Origin of the sequence: Ensifer sp. ENS11, from assembly GCF_014851895.1 — a bacterium.
GTDB classification, from domain to species: domain Bacteria; phylum Pseudomonadota; class Alphaproteobacteria; order Rhizobiales; family Rhizobiaceae; genus Ensifer; species Ensifer canadensis.
The window spans coordinates 324,964-350,279 of the sequence record NZ_JACVAN010000002.1; the positions used below are offsets into that span (position 1 = coordinate 324,964).

At 61.3% G+C, this 25,316-nt stretch carries 25 protein-coding genes; 7 read left to right on the forward strand and 18 right to left on the reverse strand.

Going from position 1 to position 25,316, the window contains the following annotated elements; genetic code table 11:
* Positions 1-217: 217 nt before the first annotated feature.
* Together IB264_RS05645 and recO are read right to left on the reverse strand one after the other, a co-directional pair.
* Positions 218-727 (reverse strand): PaaI family thioesterase, encoded by a 510-nt coding sequence (locus IB264_RS05645; protein ID WP_025426401.1) that lies wholly within the window; start codon positions 725-727, stop codon positions 218-220.
* 63 nt (positions 728-790) lie between these two features.
* Entirely contained in the window at positions 791-1,537 is a 747-nt protein-coding gene (recO, locus tag IB264_RS05650) for a DNA repair protein RecO (protein WP_038576811.1), read from the reverse strand.
* Between the two features lie 236 nt (positions 1,538-1,773).
* Here recO and IB264_RS05655 point away from each other — a divergent pair, with 236 nt between their 5' ends.
* Positions 1,774-2,511 (forward strand): L,D-transpeptidase, encoded by a 738-nt coding sequence (locus tag IB264_RS05655; RefSeq protein WP_025426399.1) that lies wholly within the window; start codon positions 1,774-1,776, stop codon positions 2,509-2,511.
* Between the two features lie 16 nt (positions 2,512-2,527).
* Here IB264_RS05655 and IB264_RS05660 read toward each other — a convergent pair whose 3' ends face one another.
* Positions 2,528-2,884 carry a glyoxalase/bleomycin resistance/dioxygenase family protein gene (locus IB264_RS05660; RefSeq protein ID WP_025426398.1) on the reverse strand — a complete coding sequence of 119 codons (357 nt, stop codon included), beginning with the start codon at positions 2,882-2,884 and terminating at the stop codon, positions 2,528-2,530.
* Between the two features lie 13 nt (positions 2,885-2,897).
* Positions 2,898-3,380 (reverse strand): SRPBCC domain-containing protein, encoded by a 483-nt coding sequence (locus tag IB264_RS05665; RefSeq protein WP_025426397.1) that lies wholly within the window; start codon positions 3,378-3,380, stop codon positions 2,898-2,900.
* 49 nt (positions 3,381-3,429) lie between these two features.
* Between IB264_RS05665 and IB264_RS05670 the strand changes: the two genes are divergently transcribed.
* The 3 genes from IB264_RS05670 (at position 3,430) to rkpK (ending at position 6,261) form a co-directional block, all read left to right on the forward strand.
* Positions 3,430-3,762 (forward strand): helix-turn-helix transcriptional regulator, encoded by a 333-nt coding sequence (locus tag IB264_RS05670; RefSeq protein ID WP_025426396.1) that lies wholly within the window; start codon positions 3,430-3,432, stop codon positions 3,760-3,762.
* 69 nt (positions 3,763-3,831) lie between these two features.
* Positions 3,832-4,875, forward strand: a complete 1,044-nt coding sequence (locus IB264_RS05675) for an NAD-dependent epimerase (RefSeq protein WP_057211454.1) — start codon at positions 3,832-3,834, stop codon at positions 4,873-4,875.
* Between the two features lie 72 nt (positions 4,876-4,947).
* The gene (gene rkpK / locus IB264_RS05680) at positions 4,948-6,261 is read left to right on the forward strand and encodes a UDP-glucose 6-dehydrogenase (protein WP_025426394.1); all 1,314 of its coding nucleotides are present in this window, start codon (positions 4,948-4,950) and stop codon (positions 6,259-6,261) included.
* 136 nt (positions 6,262-6,397) lie between these two features.
* Here the strand turns inward: rkpK and IB264_RS05685 are convergent, their stop codons facing one another.
* The 4 genes from IB264_RS05685 to IB264_RS05700 all read right to left on the reverse strand — a co-directional run bounded on the left by IB264_RS05685 (position 6,398) and on the right by IB264_RS05700 (position 12,012).
* Complete coding sequence (locus IB264_RS05685; RefSeq protein ID WP_025426393.1) at positions 6,398-6,715, reverse strand: hypothetical protein; 318 nt, start codon at positions 6,713-6,715, stop codon at positions 6,398-6,400.
* A 209-nt stretch (positions 6,716-6,924) separates the two neighbouring features.
* Complete coding sequence (locus tag IB264_RS05690) at positions 6,925-9,231, reverse strand: Tex family protein (RefSeq protein WP_025426392.1); 2,307 nt, start codon at positions 9,229-9,231, stop codon at positions 6,925-6,927.
* Between the two features lie 172 nt (positions 9,232-9,403).
* Entirely contained in the window at positions 9,404-10,660 is a 1,257-nt protein-coding gene (locus IB264_RS05695) for a cyclopropane-fatty-acyl-phospholipid synthase family protein (RefSeq protein WP_025426391.1), read from the reverse strand.
* 332 nt (positions 10,661-10,992) lie between these two features.
* The gene (locus IB264_RS05700) at positions 10,993-12,012 is read right to left on the reverse strand and encodes a glutathione S-transferase family protein (protein ID WP_025426390.1); all 1,020 of its coding nucleotides are present in this window, start codon (positions 12,010-12,012) and stop codon (positions 10,993-10,995) included.
* A gap of 174 nt (positions 12,013-12,186) precedes the next feature.
* Between IB264_RS05700 and IB264_RS05705 the strand changes: the two genes are divergently transcribed.
* Positions 12,187-13,212 (forward strand): glycerophosphodiester phosphodiesterase family protein, encoded by a 1,026-nt coding sequence (locus tag IB264_RS05705; RefSeq protein ID WP_025426389.1) that lies wholly within the window; start codon positions 12,187-12,189, stop codon positions 13,210-13,212.
* Positions 13,213-13,452: 240 nt separating this feature from the next.
* On the opposite strand, the gene era is transcribed toward IB264_RS05705, so the two are convergent.
* From era to rpoZ, 8 genes are all read right to left on the reverse strand, one after another.
* Positions 13,453-14,382, reverse strand: coding sequence for a GTPase Era (era, locus tag IB264_RS05710; RefSeq protein WP_025426388.1), 930 nt, complete (start codon positions 14,380-14,382; stop codon positions 13,453-13,455).
* A gap of 8 nt (positions 14,383-14,390) precedes the next feature.
* The gene (rnc, locus tag IB264_RS05715; protein ID WP_107028450.1) at positions 14,391-15,107 is read right to left on the reverse strand and encodes a ribonuclease III; all 717 of its coding nucleotides are present in this window, start codon (positions 15,105-15,107) and stop codon (positions 14,391-14,393) included.
* Positions 15,107-15,850 (reverse strand): signal peptidase I, encoded by a 744-nt coding sequence (gene lepB, locus IB264_RS05720; RefSeq protein ID WP_025426386.1) that lies wholly within the window; start codon positions 15,848-15,850, stop codon positions 15,107-15,109. The genes rnc and lepB overlap by 1 nt, the downstream gene beginning before the upstream one ends.
* Before the next feature lie 169 nt (positions 15,851-16,019).
* Positions 16,020-16,439 (reverse strand): holo-ACP synthase, encoded by a 420-nt coding sequence (acpS, locus tag IB264_RS05725; protein ID WP_025426385.1) that lies wholly within the window; start codon positions 16,437-16,439, stop codon positions 16,020-16,022.
* Entirely contained in the window at positions 16,436-16,900 is a 465-nt protein-coding gene (locus tag IB264_RS05730) for a DUF2062 domain-containing protein (protein ID WP_234907713.1), read from the reverse strand. Before IB264_RS05730 ends, acpS begins: the two co-directional genes overlap by 4 nt.
* A 284-nt stretch (positions 16,901-17,184) precedes the next feature.
* Positions 17,185-17,337, reverse strand: coding sequence for a DUF3563 family protein (locus tag IB264_RS05735; protein ID WP_067698885.1), 153 nt, complete (start codon positions 17,335-17,337; stop codon positions 17,185-17,187).
* 345 nt (positions 17,338-17,682) lie between these two features.
* Positions 17,683-19,908 (reverse strand): bifunctional (p)ppGpp synthetase/guanosine-3',5'-bis(diphosphate) 3'-pyrophosphohydrolase, encoded by a 2,226-nt coding sequence (locus IB264_RS05740; RefSeq protein ID WP_025426383.1) that lies wholly within the window; start codon positions 19,906-19,908, stop codon positions 17,683-17,685.
* A 103-nt stretch (positions 19,909-20,011) separates the two neighbouring features.
* Positions 20,012-20,419 carry a DNA-directed RNA polymerase subunit omega gene (gene rpoZ / locus IB264_RS05745; RefSeq protein ID WP_025426382.1) on the reverse strand — a complete coding sequence of 136 codons (408 nt, stop codon included), beginning with the start codon at positions 20,417-20,419 and terminating at the stop codon, positions 20,012-20,014.
* A 470-nt stretch (positions 20,420-20,889) separates the two neighbouring features.
* On the opposite strand from rpoZ, the gene IB264_RS05750 reads away from it, so the two are divergent.
* Positions 20,890-21,471 carry an NYN domain-containing protein gene (locus IB264_RS05750; RefSeq protein WP_025426381.1) on the forward strand — a complete coding sequence of 194 codons (582 nt, stop codon included), beginning with the start codon at positions 20,890-20,892 and terminating at the stop codon, positions 21,469-21,471.
* A gap of 71 nt (positions 21,472-21,542) precedes the next feature.
* Here the strand turns inward: IB264_RS05750 and smpB are convergent, their stop codons facing one another.
* Positions 21,543-22,022, reverse strand: coding sequence for an SsrA-binding protein SmpB (gene smpB, locus IB264_RS05755; protein WP_025426380.1), 480 nt, complete (start codon positions 22,020-22,022; stop codon positions 21,543-21,545).
* Positions 22,022-22,906, reverse strand: a complete 885-nt coding sequence (gene dapA, locus IB264_RS05760; protein WP_025426379.1) for a 4-hydroxy-tetrahydrodipicolinate synthase — start codon at positions 22,904-22,906, stop codon at positions 22,022-22,024. The genes smpB and dapA overlap by 1 nt, the downstream gene beginning before the upstream one ends.
* Before the next feature lie 296 nt (positions 22,907-23,202).
* Here dapA and IB264_RS05765 point away from each other — a divergent pair, with 296 nt between their 5' ends.
* The gene (locus tag IB264_RS05765) at positions 23,203-25,275 is read left to right on the forward strand and encodes a lytic transglycosylase domain-containing protein (protein ID WP_025426378.1); all 2,073 of its coding nucleotides are present in this window, start codon (positions 23,203-23,205) and stop codon (positions 25,273-25,275) included.
* Positions 25,276-25,316 lie beyond the last annotated feature (41 nt).

Here is a 25,316-nt window from a genome sequence, read left to right on the forward strand (position 1 = left end):
GACCATACAGAGTTTTGCACGACCGCCAAAGGCATAGACGGTTGAGAGCCCCAATCTCTTCGCGGAAATGTATAAGTTTCATTCACGTGATGCGCCGGCGTCGCGACAGCCGAGCAGCTATGAGGCACAGCCAACGGCATCCCACTCACGTATGCGACTTCCGCCGGCGCCCATGTGAGCGCCGACGATCGTTGCAGCGTCGGGGAAAGGGCGACTGCTATCGGCGCAGATTGTCGATCGGGAAGATCACGCAGGTTTCCGTCCCGTGCGCCAGAAGCTTGCCACCAGCATCACGCAGCCAGGCCTCCGACGTGGCGATGGTGCGGCCACGGTGGACGATCTTGCCTTCGCAGAAGACTTCGCCCATGCCGGGCAGCAAGGGCCGCACCAGGTTTACCTTGAATTCGACAGTGGTGTAGGCCTCGCCGGGCTTCATCATCGTGAACACTGCGCATCCCAGCGCCGAATCCATCACCGTCGCCGTCCAGCCGCCATGCACGGTTCCAAGCGGGTTCAGATGCTCCTCGGTCGGCAGCCCCTTGAAGACCACCCGCCCCTCCTCGACCTCGGTCAGGCCAAACTTGAGCGTTGCCGACATCGGCGGCGCCGGCAGGTCGCCCTTCAAAAGATCCTGCATGACCTTGAGGCCGCCGTCGCGCGCAACGCGATCCAGCGGAAGCACGCCGATGCCGGATACAGGCATGCCGGGGAAAAGTTCTTGAAACATGCAAACTCCCTTGAGGTGTGACAGCCTCTTTCACACGCCCGATCGGACGCGCGGCGCTGTCGATCACGCGGCTGAAGAAGAAGGCCTCAATGCCTTGAGCGCCGCATTGACGAAACCATCGCGCGCGGACGAAACCTTGAGGCCGCGTGGCTCATAGACATGGCGGTTGAGAAAGAAGGCCGTCAGGCGGAAGGCGGCGGCAAGGCTGTCATAGTCGGCCGCACTTCGCGCTTCGACGGCGAGAAACTCCGGCAGCGCGAGCATGCGGTCGGCATAGGGCATGCCGGCTGCGCGGCAGACGGCCCGGCCCGACTTCGGCGACACGAAGGCCAGGTCTTCGCGCGTTCCGGTCGCCACGCATTCGGTCAGATCAAGCCCGAAACCAAGATCGTTCAAAACGGCAAGTTCGAAGCGCACGAACAGTTCACCGGCATCGGCCGGATCCTCGAGGTGATCGACGATGACGGCCAGCGCCTCATAGAGATGCGGATGCGGATCGCGCTCCGGCAGCAGGCGTAAAAGCGCGCCCAGCGCCTGGATGCCATAGACTGACGTGGCCGCCTCCATCAGCCGCGCCGCCCGGAGTTCGAGCGGCTCGATGCGGAACTCGCCCATATGCTCATCGAGCCGCGCGCGCCAGGTCAATTCGACGGTATTTCCCGGCTGAAGGACGGGCTGCATGGTGCGCGAACGGCCGGACCGCACCATGCCAAGATGCCGGCCCCGCGACGCAGTCATGACTTCGGCGATGGCCGAGCTTTCGCCGTGCCGCCTGATCCCGAGAATGATGGCCTGATCGCTCCATTGCATGAAAAAGGCATACACCCGCGATGGAAAGCGGATCAAGCGATGATGCCAGTCTGGCATCGCGATCTAGCGCTTTCACGCAGACCTCCGCACTGTCGCCTTTCGGTGACACTCACCAATTGCCTCAATTCCGTCGCGCTCTTGCCTCCCCGAGGCCATGTTTGGCATTAGAACGGCCGTACACGGCGGCAACGTCCGCTCCCTCCCGAAATGCAATCAGCAGGAATATTGACCCGATTATGTGTGTGTCCCGGAACAGCGCCGGCCGCTTGGCGCAGCTCTTCGCCCTCCTTCTTGCCACGTCCACGCTCGCAGGCTGCGTGACCAGCGGCGGACCGGCGAAGCCGAAGGGACCCGATCCCTACTATGTCGCGATGTATGGACCGAAGCCGGACGAAAAGTTTCCGCTCGACGCCATCGATATCAGGAAGGTCGATACGCGCTATCTGCGCCAGCAGGTTGCCTATGCGACCCATGAGCCGCCCGGCACCATCGTGATCGACACGCAGAATCGCTTCCTCTACCTGGTCCAGGACGGCGGCATGGCGATGCGCTACGGTATCGGGGTCGGCAAGGCCGGCCTGGAATTCGAAGGCGAAGCCCGTATCGGCCGCAAGGCCGAATGGCCGCGCTGGACGCCCACCTCCAGCATGGTCGCGCGCGAACCCGAACGCTACGGCCCGCTTGCCGGCGGCATGGAACCGGGCGTGCGCAACCCGCTTGGGCCGCGCGCGCTCTACCTTTTCCAGGGCGACCGCGACACGCTGTTCCGCATCCACGGAACCACCGAGGCCTGGTCGATCGGCAAGGCGGTATCGAGCGGCTGCATCCGGCTCTTCAACCCTGATATCATCGATCTCTACAGCCGCGTGCCGAAGGATTCGCGCGTCGTCGTGCTGCAGGCGGAAGCGCCGATGAATGAGACGCTCGCGCCAATGTCGACGCCGGCAAACGCCGGCGAGCCGTTCGCCTACTAATCCCGCTGCCGGGCGCCTACCAGGCGTCCGGCGTGCGCAGCATGTGCACAATGTTGGCCGGGTTCATGATCCAGCCGCCGCGAAAGCCTTCGCCGAGATCCTCGACCGCATCGCAGCGCACCACGCCTTTTTCGGCAAGCCCGCCGAGTGCGGCCTCATGGTCGTCGGTGAAGAGTTCGAGCCACACCTCCGCCTGGCTGTAATTCGGCGCCTCGTCGATCCAAAGCCTGTTAGGACCGAGGATAAAACCCTTGGCCGGCGCCTTCTCGTCGAAAGGCTCGAGACCGACCGTGTCGCGGTAGAAGGCGACGACCGCCTCATATTGGTGCGACGGCACCTTCATAGCGATGTTGATACCACCCGTAATCGTCATCGTGTGATCTCCCTTAAAGCGGCGGCTCGGTTGCGGGCTGCCCGGACAATTCGCTGACGTAGTAGCCCTGGCGCAGGTTGATGCCGTATTCGAGCCAGGCCTTCATGCAGGCCAGCATTTGCGACCAACCCTCGCAGTTCATGTAGGAACTCTTCTGTCCGCGCGCGTTTTCGCGCCAGCCGGTTTCGGCGATCGTCACCATGGTGGCGCCGTCCTCGAGTGGCTGGAAGCGCATCTCGACCTTGGTGCGATAAGGCTCCTCCTCCTTCTCCACCATCGCATCCCAGCGAAGGACGATGCGCTCGTGGGGTTCCACGGCCTCGACCTCTATCGGCACGTTGCCCCACCAGGTAACCGTTGTTCCGGCGACCAAGGGCCCACTGACCCCGCCAAGGGTGACGAAGTACTTGCTGATCTGATCAGGATTGACCACGGCATCGAATACCTCGGCGACAGGCCGGTCGATGCGTCCATTCACACGAAATTCGAAAGACATGACCTCTTCTCCCATTGTGCTGACACAGCATATGTTATAAAAATATAACATGTCAACCGATTCGAAAGATGACCTTGTTTTCAAGGCACTCGCCAACGGCCTGCGCCGACAGATCCTCGACGCCCTGAAGGATGAGCCGCAGACGACCGGCATGCTCTGCGAGCAGTTTGACAGCCTTGATCGCTGCACCGTCATGCAGCATTTAAGAGTTCTCGAAGACGCCGATCTGGTGATCGTTCAGCGTGAGGGCCGCGAGCGCTGGAACCACCTCAACGCCATGCCGATCCAGGCCATCCACAATCGTTGGATCAGCCAGTATGCCGGCCAGGCGATGTCGATCCTTTCCGCCCTTCAGCAAGGGCTCGACCGCCCCTCGGAATGACGGTTTCGGCTTTCCATTGCCCTGCTTTCTTCGTATGAACGCGCGACAACGCAATCTGGGGATATCGTCTTGCGCTACCTCATCACCGGCACGGCCGGCTTCATCGGCTTTCATCTTGCAAAGCGACTGATCGACGAAGGGCATTTCGTCGTCGGCTTCGACGGAATGACGCCCTACTACGACGTCACGCTCAAGGAACAGCGCCACGCGATCCTCGCCCGCTCGAACGGCTTCAAGGCGGTCGTCGGCATGCTGGAAGACCGGGATGCGCTGAACCACGCCGCAGAGCTTGCCGAGCCGGAGGTCATCATCCATCTGGCTGCCCAGGCCGGCGTCCGCTACAGCCTGGAAAACCCCAAGGCCTATGTCGATTCCAACCTCATCGGCTCCTGGAACATGTTGGAGTTGGCGCGCGAAATCGGCCCCAAGCACCTGATGCTGGCCTCGACCTCATCGATCTACGGCGCCAACGAAAAGATCCCTTTCGCCGAGACAGACCGGGCCGACGAGCCGATGACGATCTACGCGGCGACGAAGAAATCGATGGAACTGATGGCGCACAGCTATGCCCATCTCTACAAGGTGCCGACGACGGCCTTCCGTTTCTTCACGGTCTATGGCCCCTGGGGTCGGCCCGACATGGCGCTGTTCAAGTTCATCGACGCCATCCACAACGACCGGCCGATCGACATTTACGGCGAAGGCCGCATGAGCCGCGACTTCACCTATATCGACGATCTCGTCGAAGGCATCCTCAGGCTTTCGCATGTCCTCCCCTCGGAGGAAAACCGGGTGCCATCCGAAAAGGCGCAGGACACGCTGTCGCGGCAGGCGCCATTCCGCGTCGTCAATATCGGCGGCGGCCAGCCGGTCGAACTGATGACCTTCATCGAGACGATCGAAAAGGCAGTCGGTCGCCCGGCGCTTCGCAACATGCTGCCGATGCAGCAGGGCGATGTGCCACGCACCTATGCGTCTCCGGATCTGCTTGAGGCGCTCACCGATTTCAAGCCGTCGATTTCGGTGGAAGACGGTGTCGCGCGCTTTGCAGCCTGGTATGACGAATATTACGGTCGCTCCGAGAAGGCTGGCTCGCCGGCCCGGCAGGCCTGAGGCAACCATCGGCGACGACTGCCGTCGCCACACTTTGCATAAGCGAAGCTCTCGCAACAAAAGGAAGAGCAGATGAAAGTCACGATGATCGGCGCCGGCTATGTCGGCCTTGTTTCGGGTGTGTGTTTTGCCGATTTCGGCCATGACGTGGTTTGCCTCGACAAGGACGAAAGCAAGATCGATGCCCTGATGCAGGGGCGCATTCCGATCTTTGAACCCGGCCTCGACCATCTCGTCGCGAGCAATGTCCAGTCCGGCCGCCTGTCGTTCACCACGGATCTCGTTTCGGCGGTCGCGGACAGCGACGTGATCTTCATCGCCGTCGGCACGCCGTCGCGTCGCGGCGACGGCCATGCCGATCTCTCCTATGTCTACGCCGCAGCGCGCGAGATCGCCGTCAACCTCAAGGGTTTCACCGTCATCGTGACGAAGTCGACGGTTCCGGTCGGCACCGGCGACGAGGTCGAGCGCATCATCCGCGAAACCAACCCGGACGCCGATTTCGCCGTGGTTTCCAATCCGGAATTCCTGCGCGAAGGTGCCGCCATCGAGGACTTCAAGCGCCCCGACCGCATCGTCATCGGCCTTGCCGACGATGATGCGCGCGCCCGCGACGTCATGACCGAGGTCTACCGTCCGCTCTACCTCAACCAGGCGCCGCTGGTCTTCACCTCGCGCCGCACCTCCGAACTAATCAAATACGCCGGCAACGCTTTCCTGGCGATGAAGATCACCTTCATCAACGAGATGGCCGATCTCTGCGAGAAGGTCGACGCCAACGTGCAGGACGTTGCCCGCGGCATCGGCCTCGACGGCCGTATCGGTGGAAAATTCCTGCATGCCGGCCCGGGTTACGGCGGCTCCTGCTTCCCGAAGGACACGCTGGCGCTGGTCAAGACCGCCCAGGACTTCGACAGCCCCGTGCGCCTGGTCGAGACCACCGTCGCCATCAATGACAACCGCAAGCGCGCCATGGGCCGCAAGGTTATCGCGGCTGCCGGCGGCGATGTACGCGGACGCAAGGTCGCCGTCCTCGGCCTCACCTTCAAGCCGAACACCGACGACATGCGCGACAGCCCGGCCATCACCGTGGTTCAGACGCTGCAGGACGCCGGCGCCCATGTCGTCGGCTATGATCCGGAAGGCATGGAAAACGCCAAGAAACTGATGGACGGTCTCGATTTCGCCAAGGATCCGTACGAGGCAGCCGCAGAGGCCGACGTGCTGGTGATCGTGACCGAATGGAACGAGTTCCGCGCGCTCGACTTCCGCCGGTTGAAAGCCGTGATGAAGGCGCCGGTACTGGTCGACCTCAGAAACATCTATCGCCCCGACGAAGTTGCAAAGCACGGCTTTGCCTATGCCAGCGTCGGCCGGCCGCAGTGAGGGCTGCAAGACACGGAATCTAACGCCGGGCGCCCTGCCCGGCGATCGTCTGCGACAGGCGGCGACAGACTTAAAGTTTCCTGTTATGCCGCATGTCGTTATCGCAAAACCGCTGCACACTTTTGCGCGACATGCTCTATGCCTTCGGTATCGGCTGGGGCGGCAGTGCCTCCCAGCTTTTGCCGGCAAGGATGACACAGCTTCGGCCGGTGACATCCGTGACGATCAGGGTCCAGGTGCCGCTATCGGCGGCATAGATTTCCATCACCGCATGCGGGTTGATCAATCCGATCCCCGCAGGCTTTTCCTGATACTGTCGCATGAGAAATTCGATCACTTCGGATCGCGCGGCACAGTTCGCCATCACCTGCGAACTTGCCGGGTTTGGAAGTGCCGTCACCGCGGCCGCCAATATGACGGCTCGAGCGAGGCCACGGATCATATTGCGTCCCATGACGCACCTCCTTTCGCCGGGAAACCCGGCGGAAAAGGAGTTTCCGCTGACCTCATCCGCCGTTGACCGGCATTGTTATGATCGGCACTTGCTCGCGACACGATACAAGTGCCGCCACGAGATCAGTATGGCGGAGCAATCCGTATATTACAATTGACTAATTTACGGAGAGTAACCCGGGAACCGATACGACTTCTGCGCGACCCGTATTACTTGCGCTTCATCGCTTCCATGAGCGCGGCACCAAAGGCGCCCTGCGACGGCTGCTGCGGCTTCTGCGGACGCGCTGGCGCGCTGCGATTGCCGTTGTTCGATGCCGGCGCCCTCGCCTCGCGGCCCGTATCGGCACCGATGTCCTTGCGCATGGTCAAGCCAATGCGCTTGCGCGGTACATCCACCTCGGTCACCCGCACCTGAACCACGTCGCCGGCCTTGACCACTTCATGGGGGTCCTTCACGAACCGGTCCGCAAGCTGCGAAACATGAACGAGGCCATCCTGATGGACGCCGATGTCGACGAAGGCGCCAAAGGCGGCAACATTTGTCACGGTGCCTTCGAGCTGCATGCCGACCTTCAGATCCTTGATGTCGTCGATGCCCTCGGCGAAGGTCGCGGTCTTGAAGCTCGGGCGCGGGTCGCGGCCCGGTTTTTCCAGTTCGGCCAGAATGTCCTTCACCGTCGGCAGGCCAAAACGCTCATCGACGAAGACACGCGGATCGAGCTGCTTCAACGCCGCGCTGTCGCCCATCAATGCGCGCACATCGCGCCCGCAGGCCGCGACGATCTTCTTGGCGACACCATAGGCTTCCGGGTGGACCGACGACGCATCGAGCGGCTCCTTGCCATCAGGAATGCGCAGGAAGCCGGCGCACTGTTCAAAGGTGCGGGCGCCGAGACGCGCGACGTTCAAGAGTTCCTTGCGGCTGGCGAACGGTCCGGCGGCATCGCGGTGTGCGACGATCGCTTCTGCCGAAGACTTGCCGAGACCGGAGACGCGCGCAAGCAGCGGTGCGGATGCCGTATTCACATCGACACCGACGGCGTTCACCGCGTCTTCCACGACCGCATCCAGCGAGCGGTTGAGCTTCGACTGGTCGACATCGTGCTGATACTGGCCGACGCCGATCGACTTCGGCTCGATCTTGACGAGCTCAGCCAGCGGGTCCTGCAGGCGCCGGGCGATGGAGACGGCGCCACGCAGGGAGACGTCTAGACCGGGGAACTCAAGTGCGGCCGTCTCCGAGGCGGAATAGACCGAAGCACCGGCTTCGGACACGATGACCTTGGTGGGCTTTGGCGCCGGCAGTTGGGCAAGCATGTCGGCGACAAGCTTCTCCGTCTCGCGGCTGCCGGTGCCATTGCCGATCGCGATCAGCTCGACCTTGTGCTTGCGGACCAGCGATGCCAGCTCGGCCTGCGTGCCGCGGACATCGTTCTTCGGCGGGAACGGATAAACGGTCGTTGTCTCCAAAAGCTTGCCGGTACCATCGACAATGGCGACCTTGACGCCGGTGCGAATGCCCGGATCCAGCCCCATCGTCGCGCGCGAGCCGGCCGGAGCGGCCAGCAGCAGGTCCTTCAGGTTGCGGGCGAAAACGTGGATTGCTTCCTCTTCCGCCCGTTCGCGCAGCTCGCGCATCAGGTCGAGAGACAGCGACATCGACAGCTTCACGCGCCAGGTCCAACCGATAACCTCGGAAAGCCATTTGTCGCCCGGCAGCTGTCCGCCGACATTGTAGGCGGCCGCAATCATGCGCTCGACCGGTTTGACGGGAGACGTATCGTCCTGATCGACGACGATATCGACTGACAACACCTCCTCGTTCCAGCCGCGCAGCATGGCAAGCGCCCGGTGACCCGGTGTGGTCGCCCAGCGTTCGGAATGATCGAAATAGTCCGAGAACTTGGCACCCGCCGCCTGCTTGCCGTCGACGACCTTGGCCCGCAGGAACGCCGCGCCCTTCATGTGATTGCGCAGGCGGCCGAGCAGGTCGGCATTCTCCGCCATGCCTTCGGCGATAATGTCGCGCGCGCCGTCAAGCGCCGTCTTCACATCGGGCACATCTGCCGTCAGAAACTTTGCGGCGCGGTCAGCCGGTGCGACCGTCCGGTCGGCGAGAATAGCTTCGGCAAGCGGCCCAAGGCCCCGCTCCTTGGCGATCTCCGCCTTGGTGCGCCGCTTCGGCTTGTAGGGCAGATAGATATCTTCGAGTTCGGCCTTGGTTTCCACCGCGGCGATCTTGGCTTCGAGTTCGTCGGTCAGCTTGCCCTGTCCGCGGATCGATTCGATGATCGAACCCCGCCTTGCCTCCAGTTCGCGCAGATAGGTCAGACGCTCAGCCAGCGTGCGCAGCTGCGTGTCGTCGAGCCCGCCGGTCACTTCCTTGCGGTAACGCGCGATGAACGGCACCGTCGCGCCCTCATCGAGCAGCTCCACCGCGGCGATTACCTGGGAGGTCGACGCCTTGATCTCGCTGGCAATGATGGCGGCGATGGGTTTTGCTGGGCTGGCCATGGTGGGATCCGTCTTTCCTGTTTTCAGTCGGCGACCATAAAGGCGCAGGTCTTCAAGGCCAAGTGAAGGCTTGCGTGGCGAAACCGGAACTCCACAGGAGAGGTGCGCTCGACCTGTGTTTTCTAAGGATGTCGTTGCACCGAAACCGCGGCGCACTTTCGGGCGACATGCGTTAAATATCCACCAGCTCAAGCGGCGGGCGGGTCATTTCGAATTCCATCAGTTCCCGTTCCTTCGCCTCGATGTAACCGCGTGCGAAAGGCACCGTATCGAGCGACGGCGACAGCTGCAGCTGGAAGATGAAGTGCTTGTCATGCAGGAAGGCCGTCTCCGACGCGGCGAGATAGAACTCCCACATCCGGAAGAAGCGCTCGTCGAACAGCTTTACCGCCTCTTCGCGCCGCGCGAGGAAACGCTCCCGCCACGCCCTTAATGTCCAGGCATAGTGCATCGACAGGATCTCGATATCCTTGACGAGAAGCTGGGTCTTTTCAACGGAAGGCAGAACCTCCGAAAGCGCCGGGATGTAACCGCCGGGGAAGATGTATTTCTCGATCCATGGATTGGTCGCCCAGGGTTTGTAGACCTGCCCGATCGAGTGCAACAGCATCACGCCCTCAGGCTTCAACAATTCCCTGATCTTGCGAAAGAATCGGCCGTAATTGCCGATGCCGACATGTTCGAACATACCGACCGACACGATGCGGTCGAACTGCCGCCCCTGCATCGTCCTATAGTCCTGAAGCTCGAAGCGGACACGATCGGACAAGCCTCGCTTGGCCGCCCGCTCGCGCGAGATCTTCAGCTGCTCTTCGCTGAGTGTGATGCCCGTCACCTCGACGCCGGAGGATTCCGCAAGATACATCGCCATCCCGCCCCAGCCGGAGCCGACCTCAAGCACCTTCTGCCCGGGTTCAAGCAGCAGCTTGGCGGCGATATGGCGCTTCTTGGCGAGTTGCGCCTCATCGAGCGAGATGCCCGGCGGCTCGAAATAGGCGCAGGAATATTGCCAGTCCTGATCGAGGAACAGATTGAAGAGCTTGCGATCGAGATCATAGTGATGGGCGACATTGTGCCGGTTGCGATTGACCGGCATGCGGCTCTTCACCTGCTGGCGCAACACATGCTGAAGAGCAACCAGCGTGTTGGGAACAGTCGCGGCGTTCTCCAGACCGTTTTCCTTTACTATCGAGAGCACATCGAAAATGTCGCCGTCCTCGATGACGACGCGGCCATCCATATAAAGCTCGCCGAAACGAAGCCCCGGGTCGATAGCGATCGCTTTTTCAGCTTCCGCATCGACAATGCGGATCGTTGCCGGCTTTCCCGAGCCGTCACCCAGAATGACCTGCTCACCCGCAGAAAAAAACACCGTCAGATTGCCCTTGCGCACCAGACGGCGAAGCAAATTCAACAATGCCGCATTCATATCCAACCCCTGCCAGACACATCCTGTGTCCTGCTGCGTAGGAGCGGCGACGGGGCCGGTTCTATCGGGGCTTCCGGGAAAGCGTTGCGGCGCGCATGAAGAATGATGCGGAACGCAGGGGCATGACGCGACCTAATTCCGGAAGCGGCGAAAACCGGCTCTGGCGTGGCCTCATGGTATCCGGAACAGATGCGGCGCTCCTCGTGCGCGCGCTGCCGGAAATTCGCCAGGCCAGCCGCCATCGGGCTCCTATCCATCAGAACTTACACTAACTTAGTAAGCTTCAAACGATTGGCAATGGGCTTTTTATGCCCCCTCAAAGATTTGTTTGCTTAGTAAATCGGCCGAATTGGCCTCAGCTCCGACGACCCCGCGACCCGTAGGGAATGCCGGTCATGCGGCCGGGTGAAATCGAGCATGGGACCAACAGGCACGATGCGGGTCGGATTGACGTGGGCGATGCCGTAATAGCCTCGCTTGATATGGTCGATGCGCACCGTCTCGGCGATGCCGGGCCACTGGTAGATTTCGCGCAGATAGTTGGAAAGCGCCGGATAATCTTCGATCCGGCGAAGATTGCACTTGAAGACGCCGTGGTAGGCCGCATCGAACCGGATCAATGTCACGAACAGACGGATATCGGCCTCCGTCAGGTACTCGCCGGCGATGTAACGATTGGCCGCCAGGTGGCGCTCGAGCTCGTCGAGCATCCCGAACAGGCTCGTGACGGCCTCGTCATAGGCGCTTTGAGACTTGGCGAACCCGGCGCGGTAGACGCCGTTGTTGACGCGCTCGTAAATCGGGTCGTTCCAGTGATCGATCTCCGCACGCAGCGCTTGAGGGTAAAAATCGAGGCGGTTGCCGGTCAGGTCGTCGAAAGCCGAATTCAGGATGCGGATGATGTCGGCGGATTCGTTGTTGACGATGCGCCCTTCCTTCATGTCCCAAAGGACGGGGACCGACACCTTGCCGGTGTAATGGCCATCACTCGCCGTATAGAGCTCGTGATGATAACGGATCAGACCAACACGCCCGCCAGCGTCCACAGGCTCGTCGTAGACCCAACCATCCTCGCCTAGCAGCGGGTCGGAGACGGTAAGCCCGATGACGTCCTGCAGTCCCTTGAGATTGCGAAAAGCGATCGTGCGCGACGCCCAGGGGCAGAGGTACGAAACGAACAGACGAAAGCGCCCGGCCTCCGCCGGAAGACCTGGCTGCCCCTGCGGGCCGGGGCCGCCATCGGCCGTGATCCAGCTGTGGAAACGGGTCGGCTCGCGGAAAAAGGCGCCACCCTTCATCTCGCTCGCAGCAACGTCACCCTTGACCCATTTTCCATCGACGAGCTGCGGCATGAATTCTCTCCTGAACCTACGGGGAATGCCAACTCACTCACACGCGGGCGCGTGCCGGTCAATTCGGCGGCCGGTTGACAGATCGTTCGCATTACACAGCCCACACGCCCAGCGCGTAGCATCACGGTAGCGCCACATTGTCGAGCAATCCCGGTCGCGAGAGGGAGAATCAGGATGAAAAGATTCGTCATTGTCGCCGTGCTTTTTGCTGCCGTCGTCTGGCTCCTCAACACGTCCCTGCTGGCAACGCCCCCCGAGGGCCCGCCTAAGATTCTCGCGCATCGCGGCATCCACCAGACCTATCCGAAAGCGGGCGTGGGGAACGATACCTGCACGGCCGAGATCATCGAAAAGCCACGGCACGATCACCTCGAAAATACCGTCGCCTCAATGCAGGCCGCCTTCGATTCCGGCGCTGCGGTCGTCGAACTCGACATCCACCTGACGCCCGATCGGCAGTTCGCGGTCTTCCACGACTGGACGTTCGACTGCCGCACTGAAGGCAAAGGGGTCACCGAGGAAACGCCAATGACGGTGCTGAAATCGCTCGACATCGGCTACGGCTATACCGCCGACGGCGGCAAGACCTTTCCGTTCCGCGGAAAAGGCACCGGCCACATGCCGACCTTGGAGGAGGTTTTCACCGCCCTGCCCGATCGCCAGTTTCTCGTCAATTTCAAGAGCCGCCGGGCCGAGGAAGGCGCAGCGCTCGCCGCCCTGCTCGAAACACATCCGGAATGGCGGCAAGCCGTCTTTGGGGTCTATGGCGGCGGCGAGCCGACGCGGGAAGCGCTGAAGCTGGTGAAGGGCCTGCGTGGTTACGACAGGAACTCTGTCGTCGGCTGCCTCGCCCGCTACATCGCCTATGGCTGGACCGGCGTCGTTCCGGCCGCCTGCCAGAACACGCTGGTGATCGTTCCGGGAAACTATGCGCCCTGGCTGTGGGGTTGGCCCGACCGTTTTGCACAGCGCATGAAATCAGCCGGCAGCGAGATCATCCTGCTCGGCCCCTATGCCGGCGGAGATTTCACCACGGGCATCGATAGCGCGGAAGATCTTGAACTGGTGCCGGAGAACTTCTCGGGCTACGTCTGGACTAACCGTGCCGAGATGATCGGGCCGATGCTGGCAAAAAGACAGCCGGCGTCCTACAGCGCCGCGCGTCTTATTAGACGCGCAAAGGTCGCTGCAGCACTTTGATTTGCTGCATGTTTTTATCCTTAAATCGAATAGGATTTAAGGAAACATGCAGTAGCGGTTCCTATCCAATCTCGTTTGTCACTGAGGGAGCGTACGGTTGGGGCACCGGCGCCTTGACCTGAGACAAGTCCCGCCTGTCGTTTCGGCAGATGCCCGGCAGCCCGAAGTTCACCCTCCGAGAGGAGCCGGCCGCCAGCAGGGCTGGCGAGCGGCGTTAGCGGTATTGAGAATACTGGCCGATCAGCGTGGGAACTCAAGACCCATTTCGCGGAAGCGCTCGGGATCATCGCCCCAGTTTTCACGCACCTTGACGAACAGGAAGAGGTGCACCGGCTGCTCAAGGATTTCGGAGATTTCCTTCCGCGACGCGGTGGAGATCGCCTTGATCGCATCGCCATTCTTGCCGAGTGCGATCTTCTTCTGGCTTTCGCGCTCGACGTAGATCACCTGTTCGATACGAACGGATCCGTCCTTGCGCTCTTCCCACTTCTCGGTTTCGACATGCGAGGCGTAGGGAAGTTCCTGATGCAGGCGCAGGAACAGTTTTTCGCGAGTGATTTCGGCCGCGAGCTGGCGCATCGGCAGGTCGGAGATCTGGTCTTCCGGATAATACCAGGGACCTTCCGGCAGCGTCTCGGCAAGATAATCCATCAGATCCTTGCAGCCCGAGCCGGTCAGCGCGGAGATCATGAAGGTGCGCTCGAACTTGATCGTCTCGTTGGCCGCCGCTGCAAGCTTCAGCAGATCCTCCGGTCGCACCTGGTCGATCTTGTTCAGAACCAGGATCTTCGGCTGGTGGACTTCCTTCATGCCCTGAAGGATCGTTTCCGCATCGCCCTTCAGGCCACGCTCGCTGTCGATCAGGAGCATGATCACATCGGCGTCCTTGGCGCCACCCCAGGCCGTCGTCACCATTGCCCGGTCGAGCCGGCGCCGTGGCTTGAAGATGCCCGGCGTGTCCATGAACACGATCTGTGCGTTGTCGTGGATGGCAATGCCACGCACGATCGCCCGGGTCGTCTGAACCTTGTGGCTGACGATCGAAACCTTGGCGCCGACGAGGCGGTTGACCAGCGTCGATTTTCCCGCGTTGGTGGCGCCGATCAGCGCCACGAAACCAGAGTGGGTCGGCGCGCTTTCGGCGGCCGTATCTTTTTCCATATCCGTCATGTTTTCCGTCAATTTCCGGCGGAGACTTTCCGCCACACGCCTTCGCGTTCCAACAATTTTGTCGCGGCCACCTGCTCGGCGCCGCGCTTGGATCGATCCGTCCCGGTCTCGGGCGCAACGCCGGCAACCTCCACGGTCACCGTGAAACGCGGGTCGTGGTCGGGGCCGGAGCGGTTGTCCGTCCGATATGTCGGCGCAATGCCAAACTTGGCATGCGCCCATTCCTGCAATTCGGTCTTGGCATCGCGACGGGCGCCGTCGGCACGGGTCGCCCGCTCTTTCCAGTGAAGCAGCACGAATTTACGCGCCGCCTCCAGCCCGCCGTCGAGATAGATGGCGGCGATGAGCGACTCTACCACATCGGCGCGCACATTCATCATCGCCTTTCCGGTGATTTTCTTCACGTCGGAACCGGTGCGGATAAACTGGTGCAGCGCCAGGTCGTCGGCGACCAGGGCGCAGCTCTCGGCGCTGACGAGCTGGTTCAGCCGCACCGAAAGTTCGCCCTCGTTGGCATCACGAAAGGTCTGGAACAGAAGCTCGGAGACGCAAAGCCCCAGCACACGGTCTCCGAGGAATTCGAGCCGCTGGTAGTTCGATCCCCTGGCATTGCGGGCGCTGGAATGGGTCAGCGCCCGATCGAGCCGTTCCTTCTCGCTGAACTGATAGCCAATCACGGCCTCGAGCTTGGCCCGATCCTCCGCGCTTAGCGACCGCGCCTTCATCATTCGACCGCCTTGAACAGGCGGTCGTAGCGCAGGTTCGCCGGCCACTTCCAGATCTCGCGGAACGAGGTGTCATTGCCGAGCGAGAAGAAGATCAGGCTCGCGCGGCCGACAAGGTTCTCGGCCGGCACGAAGCCGACGTCGAAGCGGCTGTCGGCCGAGTTGTCGCGATTGTCGCCCATCATGAAGTAATGACCTTCGGGCACGATGAACTCGCGGGTGTTGTCACCGCGCGAATCCGGGAACTGATCGAGCGTGTCATAGGAAACGCCATTGTCCATGGTTTCGCGGTAGACCGGAACGTCGCCACCGGTGTCGTACTGATCGTCGGCGCGGAAGACACCGTCAGGCGCGCGATCGATCGGCTTGTCGTTGACGTAGAGAATGCTGTTGCGGACCTGGATGCGATCGCCCGGCAGGCCGACCAGACGCTTGATGTAGTCGATGTCCGGGTTTGGCGGAAAGCGGAAGACGACGATGTCGCCGCGCTCCGGCTCGCTGGCGAAGATTCGGCCCGAGAACAGATCCGGCGAGAACGGCAGCGAATACTTGGAGTAGCCGTAGGCGAACTTGTTGACGAAGATGTAGTCGCCGACAAGCAGGGTCGGCATCATCGAGCCCGACGGAATGGTGAAGGGCTGAAAGAAGACGGTGCGAATGACCACGGCCAGGAGCAGCGCCTGGATGATGACCTTCACATTCTCCCAGAGACCGCTCTGCTTCGCTTCTGTCTTTTCTGCCACGCTGCTGTCTTCCTTTGTCATCGGCGCGCTGGATAGGCGCTCCGCTCAATCAACTGTCATTCGCGCTTTCGGTTCCAGCCTCACCGGCGGATGCGCAATTCTGTATCCATGCTGCAAGGGCGCTCTGCCCCCTGCAATCGGGCACGCCCGGATTTCTCAACGGAATGCTCTAAACCGTTCCCTCTGGCGGGGCAACGGGGAGTGCTTCGATAATCACGAAGGCCTGCGCCAGCGGGAAATCGTCGGTAATCGTCAGATGGATTGCCGCCCGATGCCCCTTGGGCACCATCGCCTGGAGCCGTTCGGCAGCACCACCGCTCAAATGCATCGTGGGCTTGCCACCGGGCATATTGATGACGCCCATGTCTTTCCAGAAGACGCCATGCGCTATTCCGGTGCCGAGCGCCTTGGAACAGGCCTCCTTGGCAGCGAAGCGCTTGGCGTAGGAGGCGGCGCGGTTCTTGCGACCTTCGGACTTGGCAATTTCCACCTCGGTGAAGCAACGATTGACGAAACGCTCGCCGAAACGCGAGAGCGAGTTTTCGATGCGCCTGATGTCGATGAGGTCGCTGCCGATACCGATGATCATGATGTGGACCTTGCACCGGACGCGCGCGCGCGCCTGCGGCGGGACTGGAAAAGACGGGCTGCCTGATAGGCAAGAGGATAGAAGATCAGTGCGCCGGCGGCGGCAAGCGGAACCGATCCGATGAGCATAGGCTTGAACACAGGCCCCCAAAGCGCCGACAATTCGAGGTGCTCGACCATATGCGCGACGTCCGCGCCGGTTGCGGGACCTGACGCCTGCGGTCCCATGATGACCGTGCCAAGTTCGTAGGACGCGGTCAGGATCATCGGGATGGTCACCGGGTTGGCAAGCGCCGTGGTGATCGCTGCCGCAAGCAGATTGCCGGAGAACGCGGAGGCAACCGCGACCGCGATGATGATATGCAGCCCAAAGAAGGGCGTGAAGGAGGACGCGGCACCTGCAGCGACCCCGACCGCAATCGAGTGCGGTGACGACGACAGGCGCAGGATGCGCAGCGCCATGTATCTCGGGCCACGCCGAAAGCCCTTGCGCGGCCATAAAAGCGCGCGAAGCCTCTCGGATATCGTGACCGGTTTTCTACGTCTGAATAACATTATGCCGTCATGACCGCATCTTGAAACCGCCAGTCGGCACAAGACGGCGTGTCCGCCTGTTTAAAGGCCGCAAGATAGGCGTCATGCCCCTTGCTTGCAACCCGCTGGCGTGTGGTGCAGCGATCACGATTGAGCCATTCGCCTGGCGCATGGCTCGCCATTCCCGCCATCATGCGGGAACAGGCAGCGGCTTAGTAGCCGTTGCGGAACAGGCCGCGATCGATCTGGCGCTGACGGTATTCGAGATCGATGCGATCGACCGAACCGTTGAGATAGGCGAGCTCGCGCTCTTCCTGAGTGGCGACGCGCAGAGCGCGGGTGATCTTCTTCAACTGATTTAACATGGCAAACCTCTTCGTTTACCTCCCATGCAGAAGATAGTTTAGAGGTCACTGTTCCACCAGAGCCAGGAAGAGACAGCAGCCATGCGCAACAAGCATGCCTTGCCGTTTTTCAAGCCCCGACCTGCCTGTTTTGAAGGCAACTGCGCAAAACGGACGCGCACAGGCCCAAACTTCACCGCCGAATGCGAGTATCGCCAACCCTCACGGACGGCCAGACAGACGGAGGCAAGAAGAAGAAAGTGCCGGTCATGATCCGCCTGCCAAGGCGAGACCCCGACGGAAGGCGGAAGCAACGGCGCCGGTGGTGACGGTTCGGCAGCTATGCGAAAGTCGAGCGGCGCCCCTTCACTCGAAGAGGCGCTTGACCGTGGAGATGCTCGGCAATTCCTTCAACTGCGTGATCAGGTGGTTCAGCTGCCTCAGATCCCAGACCTCGAGATCGAACTGCAACTCACTGAAGTCGGCAGCCACACGCCCCATGGAAAGCGAGCGGATGTTGACGTCGCTCGTCGCGATCGACTGGGCGACCTCCGCCAGCGTGCCCGGCTCGTTCAAGGCGCTGATGGCGATGCGCGCCATGAAGCGGCTGCTGTTGGCCTCGTCCAGATCCCAACGCACGTCGATCCAGCGCTCCGGCTCGTCGTCGAACTTCTGCAGGATCGGCGACTGGATCGGGTAGATGGTGATCCCCTTGTCCTTCTCCATGATGCCGACGATACGGTCGCCCGGAACTGCACCCGCCGCGCTGAAATGCACGCCGGCGTTACCCGAGAGCCCTCGGATCGGCAGCGCTTCCGGACCTTCCGCTTGCGCCGGCTCGCCCGCCTCCTTGGATCGGCCAGGCAACTTGAACACCATGCCGGCGGCACTGCGCATGTTGAACCAGCCATCGTCGGCGTTCGGCTTGACGGTGACGCGCTCGTCCTGATGGTCGGGGAAAACCGCGCGCAGCACGTCGAGCGACGACAGTTCGCCGCGGCCAACCGACGCGATCGCATCCTCGACCTCTTTATGTCCAAGCCGATGCAGCGCGGGCTTCAGCGCTTCGCGTGAAAACGTCTTGCTGGCGCGCTCGAAGGTTCGCTCCAGAATGCGATAGCCGAGGCCGGCATATTGCTTGCGGATGGCAGCGCGCGTCGCGCGCCGGATGGCGGAGCGCGCCTTGCCGGTGACGACGATTTCTTCCCACGCCGGCGGCGGCACCTGGATGCCCGAACGGATGATCTCGACTTCGTCGCCGTTGTTGAGGCGCGTGACCAGCGGCATGATGCGGCCGTTGATCTTGGCGCCGACGCAGGTGTCGCCGATGTTGGTGTGGACCGCATAGGCAAAGTCGATCGGCGTCGCGCCACGCGGCAGCGCAATCAGCTGCCCCTTCGGCGTGAAGCAGAACACCTGGTCCTGGAAAAGCTCGAGCTTGGTATGCTCGAGAAACTCTTCCGGGTTGTCGCCTTCGGCGAGCGACTCGATCGTGCGCCGCAGCCAGGAATAGGCGTTCGAGGTCGGCGACAGGGCGGTTTCCGTCGAGACCCCCTCGCCGTCCTTGTAGAGCGAGTGAGCGGCGATACCGTATTCGGCGATATCGTTCATCCGGCGCGTGCGAATCTGCAGTTCGATGCGCTGGCGCGACGGGCCGACGATGGTCGTATGGATCGACTGGTAATCGTTCTGCTTTGGCGTCGAGATATAATCCTTGAAGCGGCCAGGCACGACGCGCCAGCGGGTGTGCACGATGCCAAGCGCGCGATAGCACGACGGGATATCGTCGACGACGATACGAAAGCCCCAGACGTCGGAAAGCTGCTCGAAGGACAGGGATTTCGACTGCATCTTGCGGAAGACCGAATAGGGCTTCTTCTGCCGCCCCTTGACTTGCGCGCCCTTCAACCCCTCGGTCTGGAGCAGCTCAGTCAATTCGTCCTCGATCTTCTTGATCAGGCCTTCATTGCGCTCGGACAGCTCTTCCAGGCGGCGGGTGACGGTTTCGAAGGCCTCCGGATTGATATGGCGGAACGAGAGGTTTTCGAGCTCCTCGCGCATATCCTGCATGCCCATGCGGCCGGCGAGCGGCGCATAGATGTCCATCGTCTCTTCGGAGATGCGTGCCCGCTTCTCGGGCGTCATATGGTCGAGCGTGCGCATGTTGTGCAGACGATCGGCAAGCTTGACCAAGAGGACGCGCACGTCGTCGGAGATCGCGAGCAGCAACTTGCGCAGGTTTTCCGCCTGCTTGGCTTTCTTGGTGACGAGATCGAGCTTCTTGATCTTGGTCAGGCCCTCGACAAGCGCACCGATGTCCTCGCCGAAGAGATCATCGATCTCCTGCCGGGTCGCGGTCGTATCCTCGATCGTGTCGTGCAAGAGCGCGACTGCGATCGTCGATTCGTCGAGATGCATTTCCGTAAGGATCGCCGCCACTTCCAGCGGGTGGGAAATGTAGGGGTCGCCGCTTGCCCGCTTCTGCTGCCCGTGCTTCTGCATCGCGTAGACGTAAGCCTTGTTCAACAGGGCTTCATTGACGTCGGGCTTGTATTTCTGAACGCGCTCAACGAGCTCGTACTGGCGCATCATTCGCTGGCGGCTCCATGGGAAAAGACAATAAAAAAAGTGCGCCAATCATACGAGTGGCGCACTGCTTTGAAAACACGCGGGAACGCTTGTTCCGTTACGGATCTCAGTAGTCGTCGCTCTTTTCCGGGGGCACGAGGCCCTCGATGCCGGCCAGAAGTTCCTCTTCCGACATGCGGTCGAAAGTGATTGCCTCCGGCTGGTCGTCGTCTTCCGCCGTCTCGGCAAAAGTCGTGTCGGCATCGGCTTGCACCAGCGAAGCCGGATCGGGCTCGGGCTCGTCCACTTCGACGTGCTTCTGCAGCGAGTGGATCAGGTCTTCCTTGAGGTCGCCGGGCGAGAGCGTCTCGTCGGCGATTTCGCGGAGAGCCACGACGGGGTTCTTGTCATTGTCGCGATCGATGGTGATCGCTGCGCCCTGCGAGATCAGGCGGGCGCGGTGGCTGGCGAGCAGCACGAGTTCGAAACGGTTGTCGACCTTGTCAATGCAATCTTCGACGGTGACGCGGGCCATTGCCTGTCCTTTTGGGCTCAAAGCGCGGCGATCATCGCCGCAGCACGGATTAACGACACGAGACCGGAACGGCCGCCGGATGACGGCCTCGTCGGCTCCGATTTCTGGAATTAGCCGCCCGGATACAATCAAAACAGCATAAGTTCAAGTTTTTCCTGCACGGAGCGCTCACATCATCCTTTACTGCGTGATAAAATGCGACGCGGACGGGCTGGACTTTGTATTCACACACCCTAGTTGCATTTTCTAATACAAACCGGAAACGCCTGGTAGAAACTGCAGATTTCCGATGTGGACGAACTGCAGCAACTGCTAAAACTAGCTATATTCGCGTGCCGCCGCTTGGAATAATGCAAGTGGTTAACTACATTATTTGCAATATCAGCAATTATTAATGTAATCGCCGTATTTTCGCGCATCCGCCGACGGGCCGCTTACCCGAATGTGATGCGCACCAAAAAGGAATAACGATGTTTGACCCTCGCGAGAAAATCGCTCTTTTTATCGACGGCGCCAACCTCTACGCCGCGTCGAAGAGCCTCGGTTTCGACATCGACTATCGCAAACTGCTCAAGGCATTTCAAAAGCGTGGCTATCTGCTACGCGCCTACTACTATACGGCTCTCATCGAAGACCAGGAATATTCGTCGATCCGTCCGCTGATCGACTGGCTTGACTATAACGGTTACAAGGTCGTGACCAAGCCTGCGAAGGAATTCACGGACTCGCTCGGTCGCCGCAAGATCAAGGGCAACATGGACATCGAACTTGCGATCGATGCCATGGAACAGTCAGAAACCGTCGATCATCTGGTGATCTTCTCGGGCGATGGCGACTTCACCACGCTCGTCGAAGCGCTGCAGCGGAAGGGTCGCAAGGTTTCGGTGGTATCGACGATGTCGACCCAGCCACCGATGATCGCCGATGACCTGCGCCGACAGGCGGATCACTTCATCGATCTCGTCACGCTGCGGGCCGAAATCGGCCGTGACCCATCGGAACGCGTTCCCCGGCAACATGTCGAGCCGGTAGCCGACCCCGTTGGGATCTGAGCGAACCAGTCACTCGCCAAACAACGAAAAAAATTTTTAGGCAGGGCGTCGGGGCGAGAGTGCGGCTGCGTTCAGCCGCGCTCTTTCAGCAGTCGGCTCTTCTGCCTGTTCCAATCGCGCTCCTTGGCGCTTTCACGCTTGTCGTGCAATTTCTTGCCCTTGCCGAGCGCCAGCTCGAGCTTCGCCCGGCCCTGATCGTTGAAATAGATCTTGAGCGGAATGAGCGACATGCCTTCGCGATTGACGGCCCCCTGCAGCCGGTTGACCTCGCGCTTGGACAGCAACAGCTTGCGACGGCGGCGGGTCTCATGGTTGAATCGGTTTGCCTGCAGGTACTCCGGCAGATAGGAATTGATCAGCCAGATTTCCCCGCCCTCGTCGGTGGCGTAGGATTCGGCGATGTTTGCCTTGCCTTCACGCAGCGACTTCACCTCGGTGCCGGTCAGAACCAGGCCGGCCTCGTAGGTGTCGACGATCTCGTAGTTGAAGCGGGCCTTTCGGTTTTCCGCGACAATCTTCTTGACCGTGCGCTGGCTTCCCTTGGGTGCCATCAGTTCATCAATCCTGCATGTCTGAGCGCCGAGTCGATTGCGGCTTCCGTTGCCGGCTCCAGTGTCGAAAGCAGCGGCGAACGAACCGCGCGGCTCATACGGCCGAGACGGTTCAGCGCGTACTTGGCGCCGCACAGGCCAGGCTCCATGAAGATCGCCTTGTGCAGCGGCATCAACTTGTCCTGATATTCCAGTGCCTTGGCATAATCGCCAGCAAGGGTGGCCTGCTGGAATTCGGCGCAAAGCCGCGGCGCGACATTTGCCGTGACCGAAATGCAGCCGACCCCACCATGGGCGTTGAAGCCGAGCGCCGTTGCGTCTTCGCCGGAAAGCTGAACGAAATCCTTGCCGCAGGCCATGCGCTGCTCGGATACGCGTTCGATCTTGCCGGTGGCATCCTTCACGCCGATGATCGTCGAATGGGCCTTGGCAAGCGCGGCCATGGTTTCGACGCTCATGTCGACGACGGAGCGACCGGGGATATTGTAGATGACGATCGGCAGCTTCACGCTCTCGGCAATCGCCGAATAGTGGGCAAACAGGCCCTTCTGCGTGGGCTTGTTGTAATAGGGTGTAACGACGAGCACCGCGTCCGCACCCGCCTTTTCGGCGTGCTGCGCAAGCTCGATGGCTTCGGTCGTGTTATTGGAGCCGGCGCCTGCGATTACCGGCACGCGGCCGGCGGCTGCCTTGATGCAGAGCTCGACGACCTGCTTGTGCTCGGCATGCGAAAGGGTCGGGGATTCACCTGTCGTGCCGACGGGCACGAGACCGGAGCTTCCCTCTTTTATCTGCCATTCCACATGCGCGACGAAACCTTCCGCATCCACCGCGCCGGCGGCGGTGAACGGTGTTACGAGAGCGGGAATGGAACCCTTGAACATGCACAACTCCTGACGGCTCAAAGGACGAGCATACACTCACGCTTTGGCCGTAATCGACGGTTAAAAAACTGCCGCACCATAATCATGTGAGGGGGCTGCGGCAAGCGCCGTGACACGGCATTTCATGCCGGTTTTCACGTAAAAGCTTGACGTTCAAGCCGCATAATCCTTGAGGCTCGCCACCCGGTGCTAAGGTGGCGGCGGTGCGATTGCTGTGATCTATAAACCCCGGTAACCTTTCGTTAGGCAATCCGGCGGCAAATGAATGTGAGACACGGGGAAACACGGGGCTCTTGATGCGCGGATCAATTCTTCTGCCTGTCGCCGCCATGATCGGCACAGCGCTTCTGGCCTCGTCGGCCCTCTCCTCCGAAGCCTCGAACACAGTGCCGGTACCGGGCAGCAAACCCGCAATCTCCGACAAGGTCGGGCGCGTTTCGGGTAAGGACATCACCGGCGCGATCCCGGCGACGGTATCGCCCATTCAGGGCGGCTTGAAGGTCGGTCTGGATGCGCTTTCCGACAAGGATCCGACCAAGGCGATCACCGTTCGAAACGGCATGCACGAGGGCACGCTCGATCGTCATATTCTGACTTGGGCAATCGCCGTATCGGGGCAACGTGGCGTCCCCTCCTACGAGATCGCCGACGCCCAGCGCGAACTGCAGGGGTGGCCGGGCCTCAAATCGCTTCGCGCCCATTCCGAGCGCGCACTTTACCGCGAGAACCCGGCAGCCCCCGATATTCTTGCCGCCTTTGGGCAGACGCAGCCCGAAACCACGGAAGGGACGATCATCCTTGCCCGCGCGCTGGTGGCACAGGGGCAGAGTGCGACCGCAGCAACGCGGCTGCGCGCGCTCTGGTTCAAGCAGGGGCTCGACAAGGATGTGGAAACGCAGATCCTGTCGGAATTTTCCGGCCTGCTGACGGTTGCCGACCACAGACGGCGGATGACGATGCTGCTTTATCGCAACCGCGTCGAGCAGGCCGAACGCTTCAGCGATCTCGGCAAGGCGCAGTCGCTCTATCGCGCCTGGGCCGCCGTCAGCCGCGGCAGCACCAATGCCCCTGCGCTGATATCGGCGATCGACGCCTCATGGCATAAGGACCCGGCCTATCTGTTCATCCGTATCGAAAGCCTGCGTAAGCAGGACAAATATGCGGAGGCCGCCAAGCTGCTGGCCACGATGCCTAGGGATCAGGACGCGTTGGTCAATCCCGGTGAATGGTGGACCGAACAACGGATCGTCAGCCGCGGCTTGCTGGACAAGGGGGATTTTCGCGGCGCCTACCGAGTTGCCGCAAACCACAAGGCAACCGAGGCGACCGATATCGTCGATGCAGAGTTTCACGCCGGCTGGTTCGCGCTGCGCGGCATGGAAGATCCGGCCGCAGCATCGCAGCATTTCCGACGGATCCTTGATGTTTCCAACCGGCCGCTTTCGGCGTCCCGCGCTTGGTATTGGCTCGGCCGATCGGCGGAAGCGGGCGGACCGGGCAATGCCAAGGACTATTTCGCCAATGCCGCCCGCTTTCCAGGCACCTTCTACGGTCAACTCGCCGCTGCGCGGCTCGGCCACAAGGCACTCAACGTTACCTATCCCGCCCCTTCAGCGGAAGACCGTGCCCGTTTCGAAAACCGCGAGGCGGTTCGCGCCATCGCACGGCTGGAAGCGGCAGGTCACGGCTGGCGTGCCGACAGCATCTATCGGGCACTTGCGGAAGAACTGACGAGCCCCGGCGAACTGGCGATCCTTTCGGCACGCGCCGAAAAGACCCGCAATCATCAGCTTTCACTCCAGATCGGCAAGACCGCCTTTGGCCGTGGCATCGATGTCGCTGCACTCGCTTTTCCCGTCGGCGTCATCCCGTCGACCGCCAACATCGATGGCTCGGGCAAGGCGCTCGCCTACGCGATCGCGCGCCAGGAAAGCGCCTTCAATCCTGCGGCGGTCTCCACGGCCAACGCGCGCGGCTTGCTGCAACTGCTGCCCGGCACCGCCAAAGGGGTAGCCAGCCGCTACGGCCTTGCTTACTCCAAGGAGCGCCTGACGAGCGATGCCGGATACAACGCCACCCTCGGCGCGCATTATCTCGGCGAGCAGATCAACAGCTTCGGTGGTTCCTATATTCTCACCTTCATTGCCTACAATGCCGGCCCGCGTCGCGTACCGGACTGGCTCAGCCGCTATGGCGACCCGCGCGGCAAACCGATCGACGAGGTCGTCGACTGGATTGAGCGCATCCCGTTCCAGGAAACGCGCAACTACGTCCAGCGCGTGATGGAAAACTATCAGGTCTACAAGGTCAGGCTCGGTCAAGGCGCTGACATAGTCGCCGACCTTAGAATGGGACGACAGTTACCTTAGCGCAATTCCAGCAAGAGTGCGCAGCGGTGGTGCGTCAGACA

Coding starts and splice junctions, on each gene's coding strand:
- IB264_RS05645 (WP_025426401.1), bottom strand. CDS start 727: ATGTTTCAAGAACTTTTCCCCGGCATGCCTGTATCCGGCATCGGCGTG.
- recO (WP_038576811.1), bottom strand. CDS start 1,537: ATGCAATGGAGCGATCAGGCCATCATTCTCGGGATCAGGCGGCACGGC.
- IB264_RS05655 (WP_025426399.1), top strand. CDS start 1,774: ATGTGTGTGTCCCGGAACAGCGCCGGCCGCTTGGCGCAGCTCTTCGCC.
- IB264_RS05660 (WP_025426398.1), bottom strand. CDS start 2,884: ATGACGATTACGGGTGGTATCAACATCGCTATGAAGGTGCCGTCGCAC.
- IB264_RS05665 (WP_025426397.1), bottom strand. CDS start 3,380: ATGTCTTTCGAATTTCGTGTGAATGGACGCATCGACCGGCCTGTCGCC.
- IB264_RS05670 (WP_025426396.1), top strand. CDS start 3,430: ATGTCAACCGATTCGAAAGATGACCTTGTTTTCAAGGCACTCGCCAAC.
- rkpK (WP_025426394.1), top strand. CDS start 4,948: ATGAAAGTCACGATGATCGGCGCCGGCTATGTCGGCCTTGTTTCGGGT.
- IB264_RS05685 (WP_025426393.1), bottom strand. CDS start 6,715: ATGGGACGCAATATGATCCGTGGCCTCGCTCGAGCCGTCATATTGGCG.
- IB264_RS05690 (WP_025426392.1), bottom strand. CDS start 9,231: ATGGCCAGCCCAGCAAAACCCATCGCCGCCATCATTGCCAGCGAGATC.
- IB264_RS05695 (WP_025426391.1), bottom strand. CDS start 10,660: ATGAATGCGGCATTGTTGAATTTGCTTCGCCGTCTGGTGCGCAAGGGC.
- IB264_RS05700 (WP_025426390.1), bottom strand. CDS start 12,012: ATGCCGCAGCTCGTCGATGGAAAATGGGTCAAGGGTGACGTTGCTGCG.
- IB264_RS05705 (WP_025426389.1), top strand. CDS start 12,187: ATGAAAAGATTCGTCATTGTCGCCGTGCTTTTTGCTGCCGTCGTCTGG.
- era (WP_025426388.1), bottom strand. CDS start 14,382: ATGACGGATATGGAAAAAGATACGGCCGCCGAAAGCGCGCCGACCCAC.
- rnc (WP_107028450.1), bottom strand. CDS start 15,107: ATGAAGGCGCGGTCGCTAAGCGCGGAGGATCGGGCCAAGCTCGAGGCC.
- acpS (WP_025426385.1), bottom strand. CDS start 16,439: ATGATCATCGGTATCGGCAGCGACCTCATCGACATCAGGCGCATCGAA.
- IB264_RS05730 (WP_234907713.1), bottom strand. CDS start 16,900: ATGGCGCTGCGCATCCTGCGCCTGTCGTCGTCACCGCACTCGATTGCG.
- IB264_RS05735 (WP_067698885.1), bottom strand. CDS start 17,337: ATGTTAAATCAGTTGAAGAAGATCACCCGCGCTCTGCGCGTCGCCACT.
- IB264_RS05740 (WP_025426383.1), bottom strand. CDS start 19,908: ATGATGCGCCAGTACGAGCTCGTTGAGCGCGTTCAGAAATACAAGCCC.
- rpoZ (WP_025426382.1), bottom strand. CDS start 20,419: ATGGCCCGCGTCACCGTCGAAGATTGCATTGACAAGGTCGACAACCGT.
- IB264_RS05750 (WP_025426381.1), top strand. CDS start 20,890: ATGTTTGACCCTCGCGAGAAAATCGCTCTTTTTATCGACGGCGCCAAC.
- smpB (WP_025426380.1), bottom strand. CDS start 22,022: ATGGCACCCAAGGGAAGCCAGCGCACGGTCAAGAAGATTGTCGCGGAA.
- dapA (WP_025426379.1), bottom strand. CDS start 22,906: ATGTTCAAGGGTTCCATTCCCGCTCTCGTAACACCGTTCACCGCCGCC.
- IB264_RS05765 (WP_025426378.1), top strand. CDS start 23,203: ATGCGCGGATCAATTCTTCTGCCTGTCGCCGCCATGATCGGCACAGCG.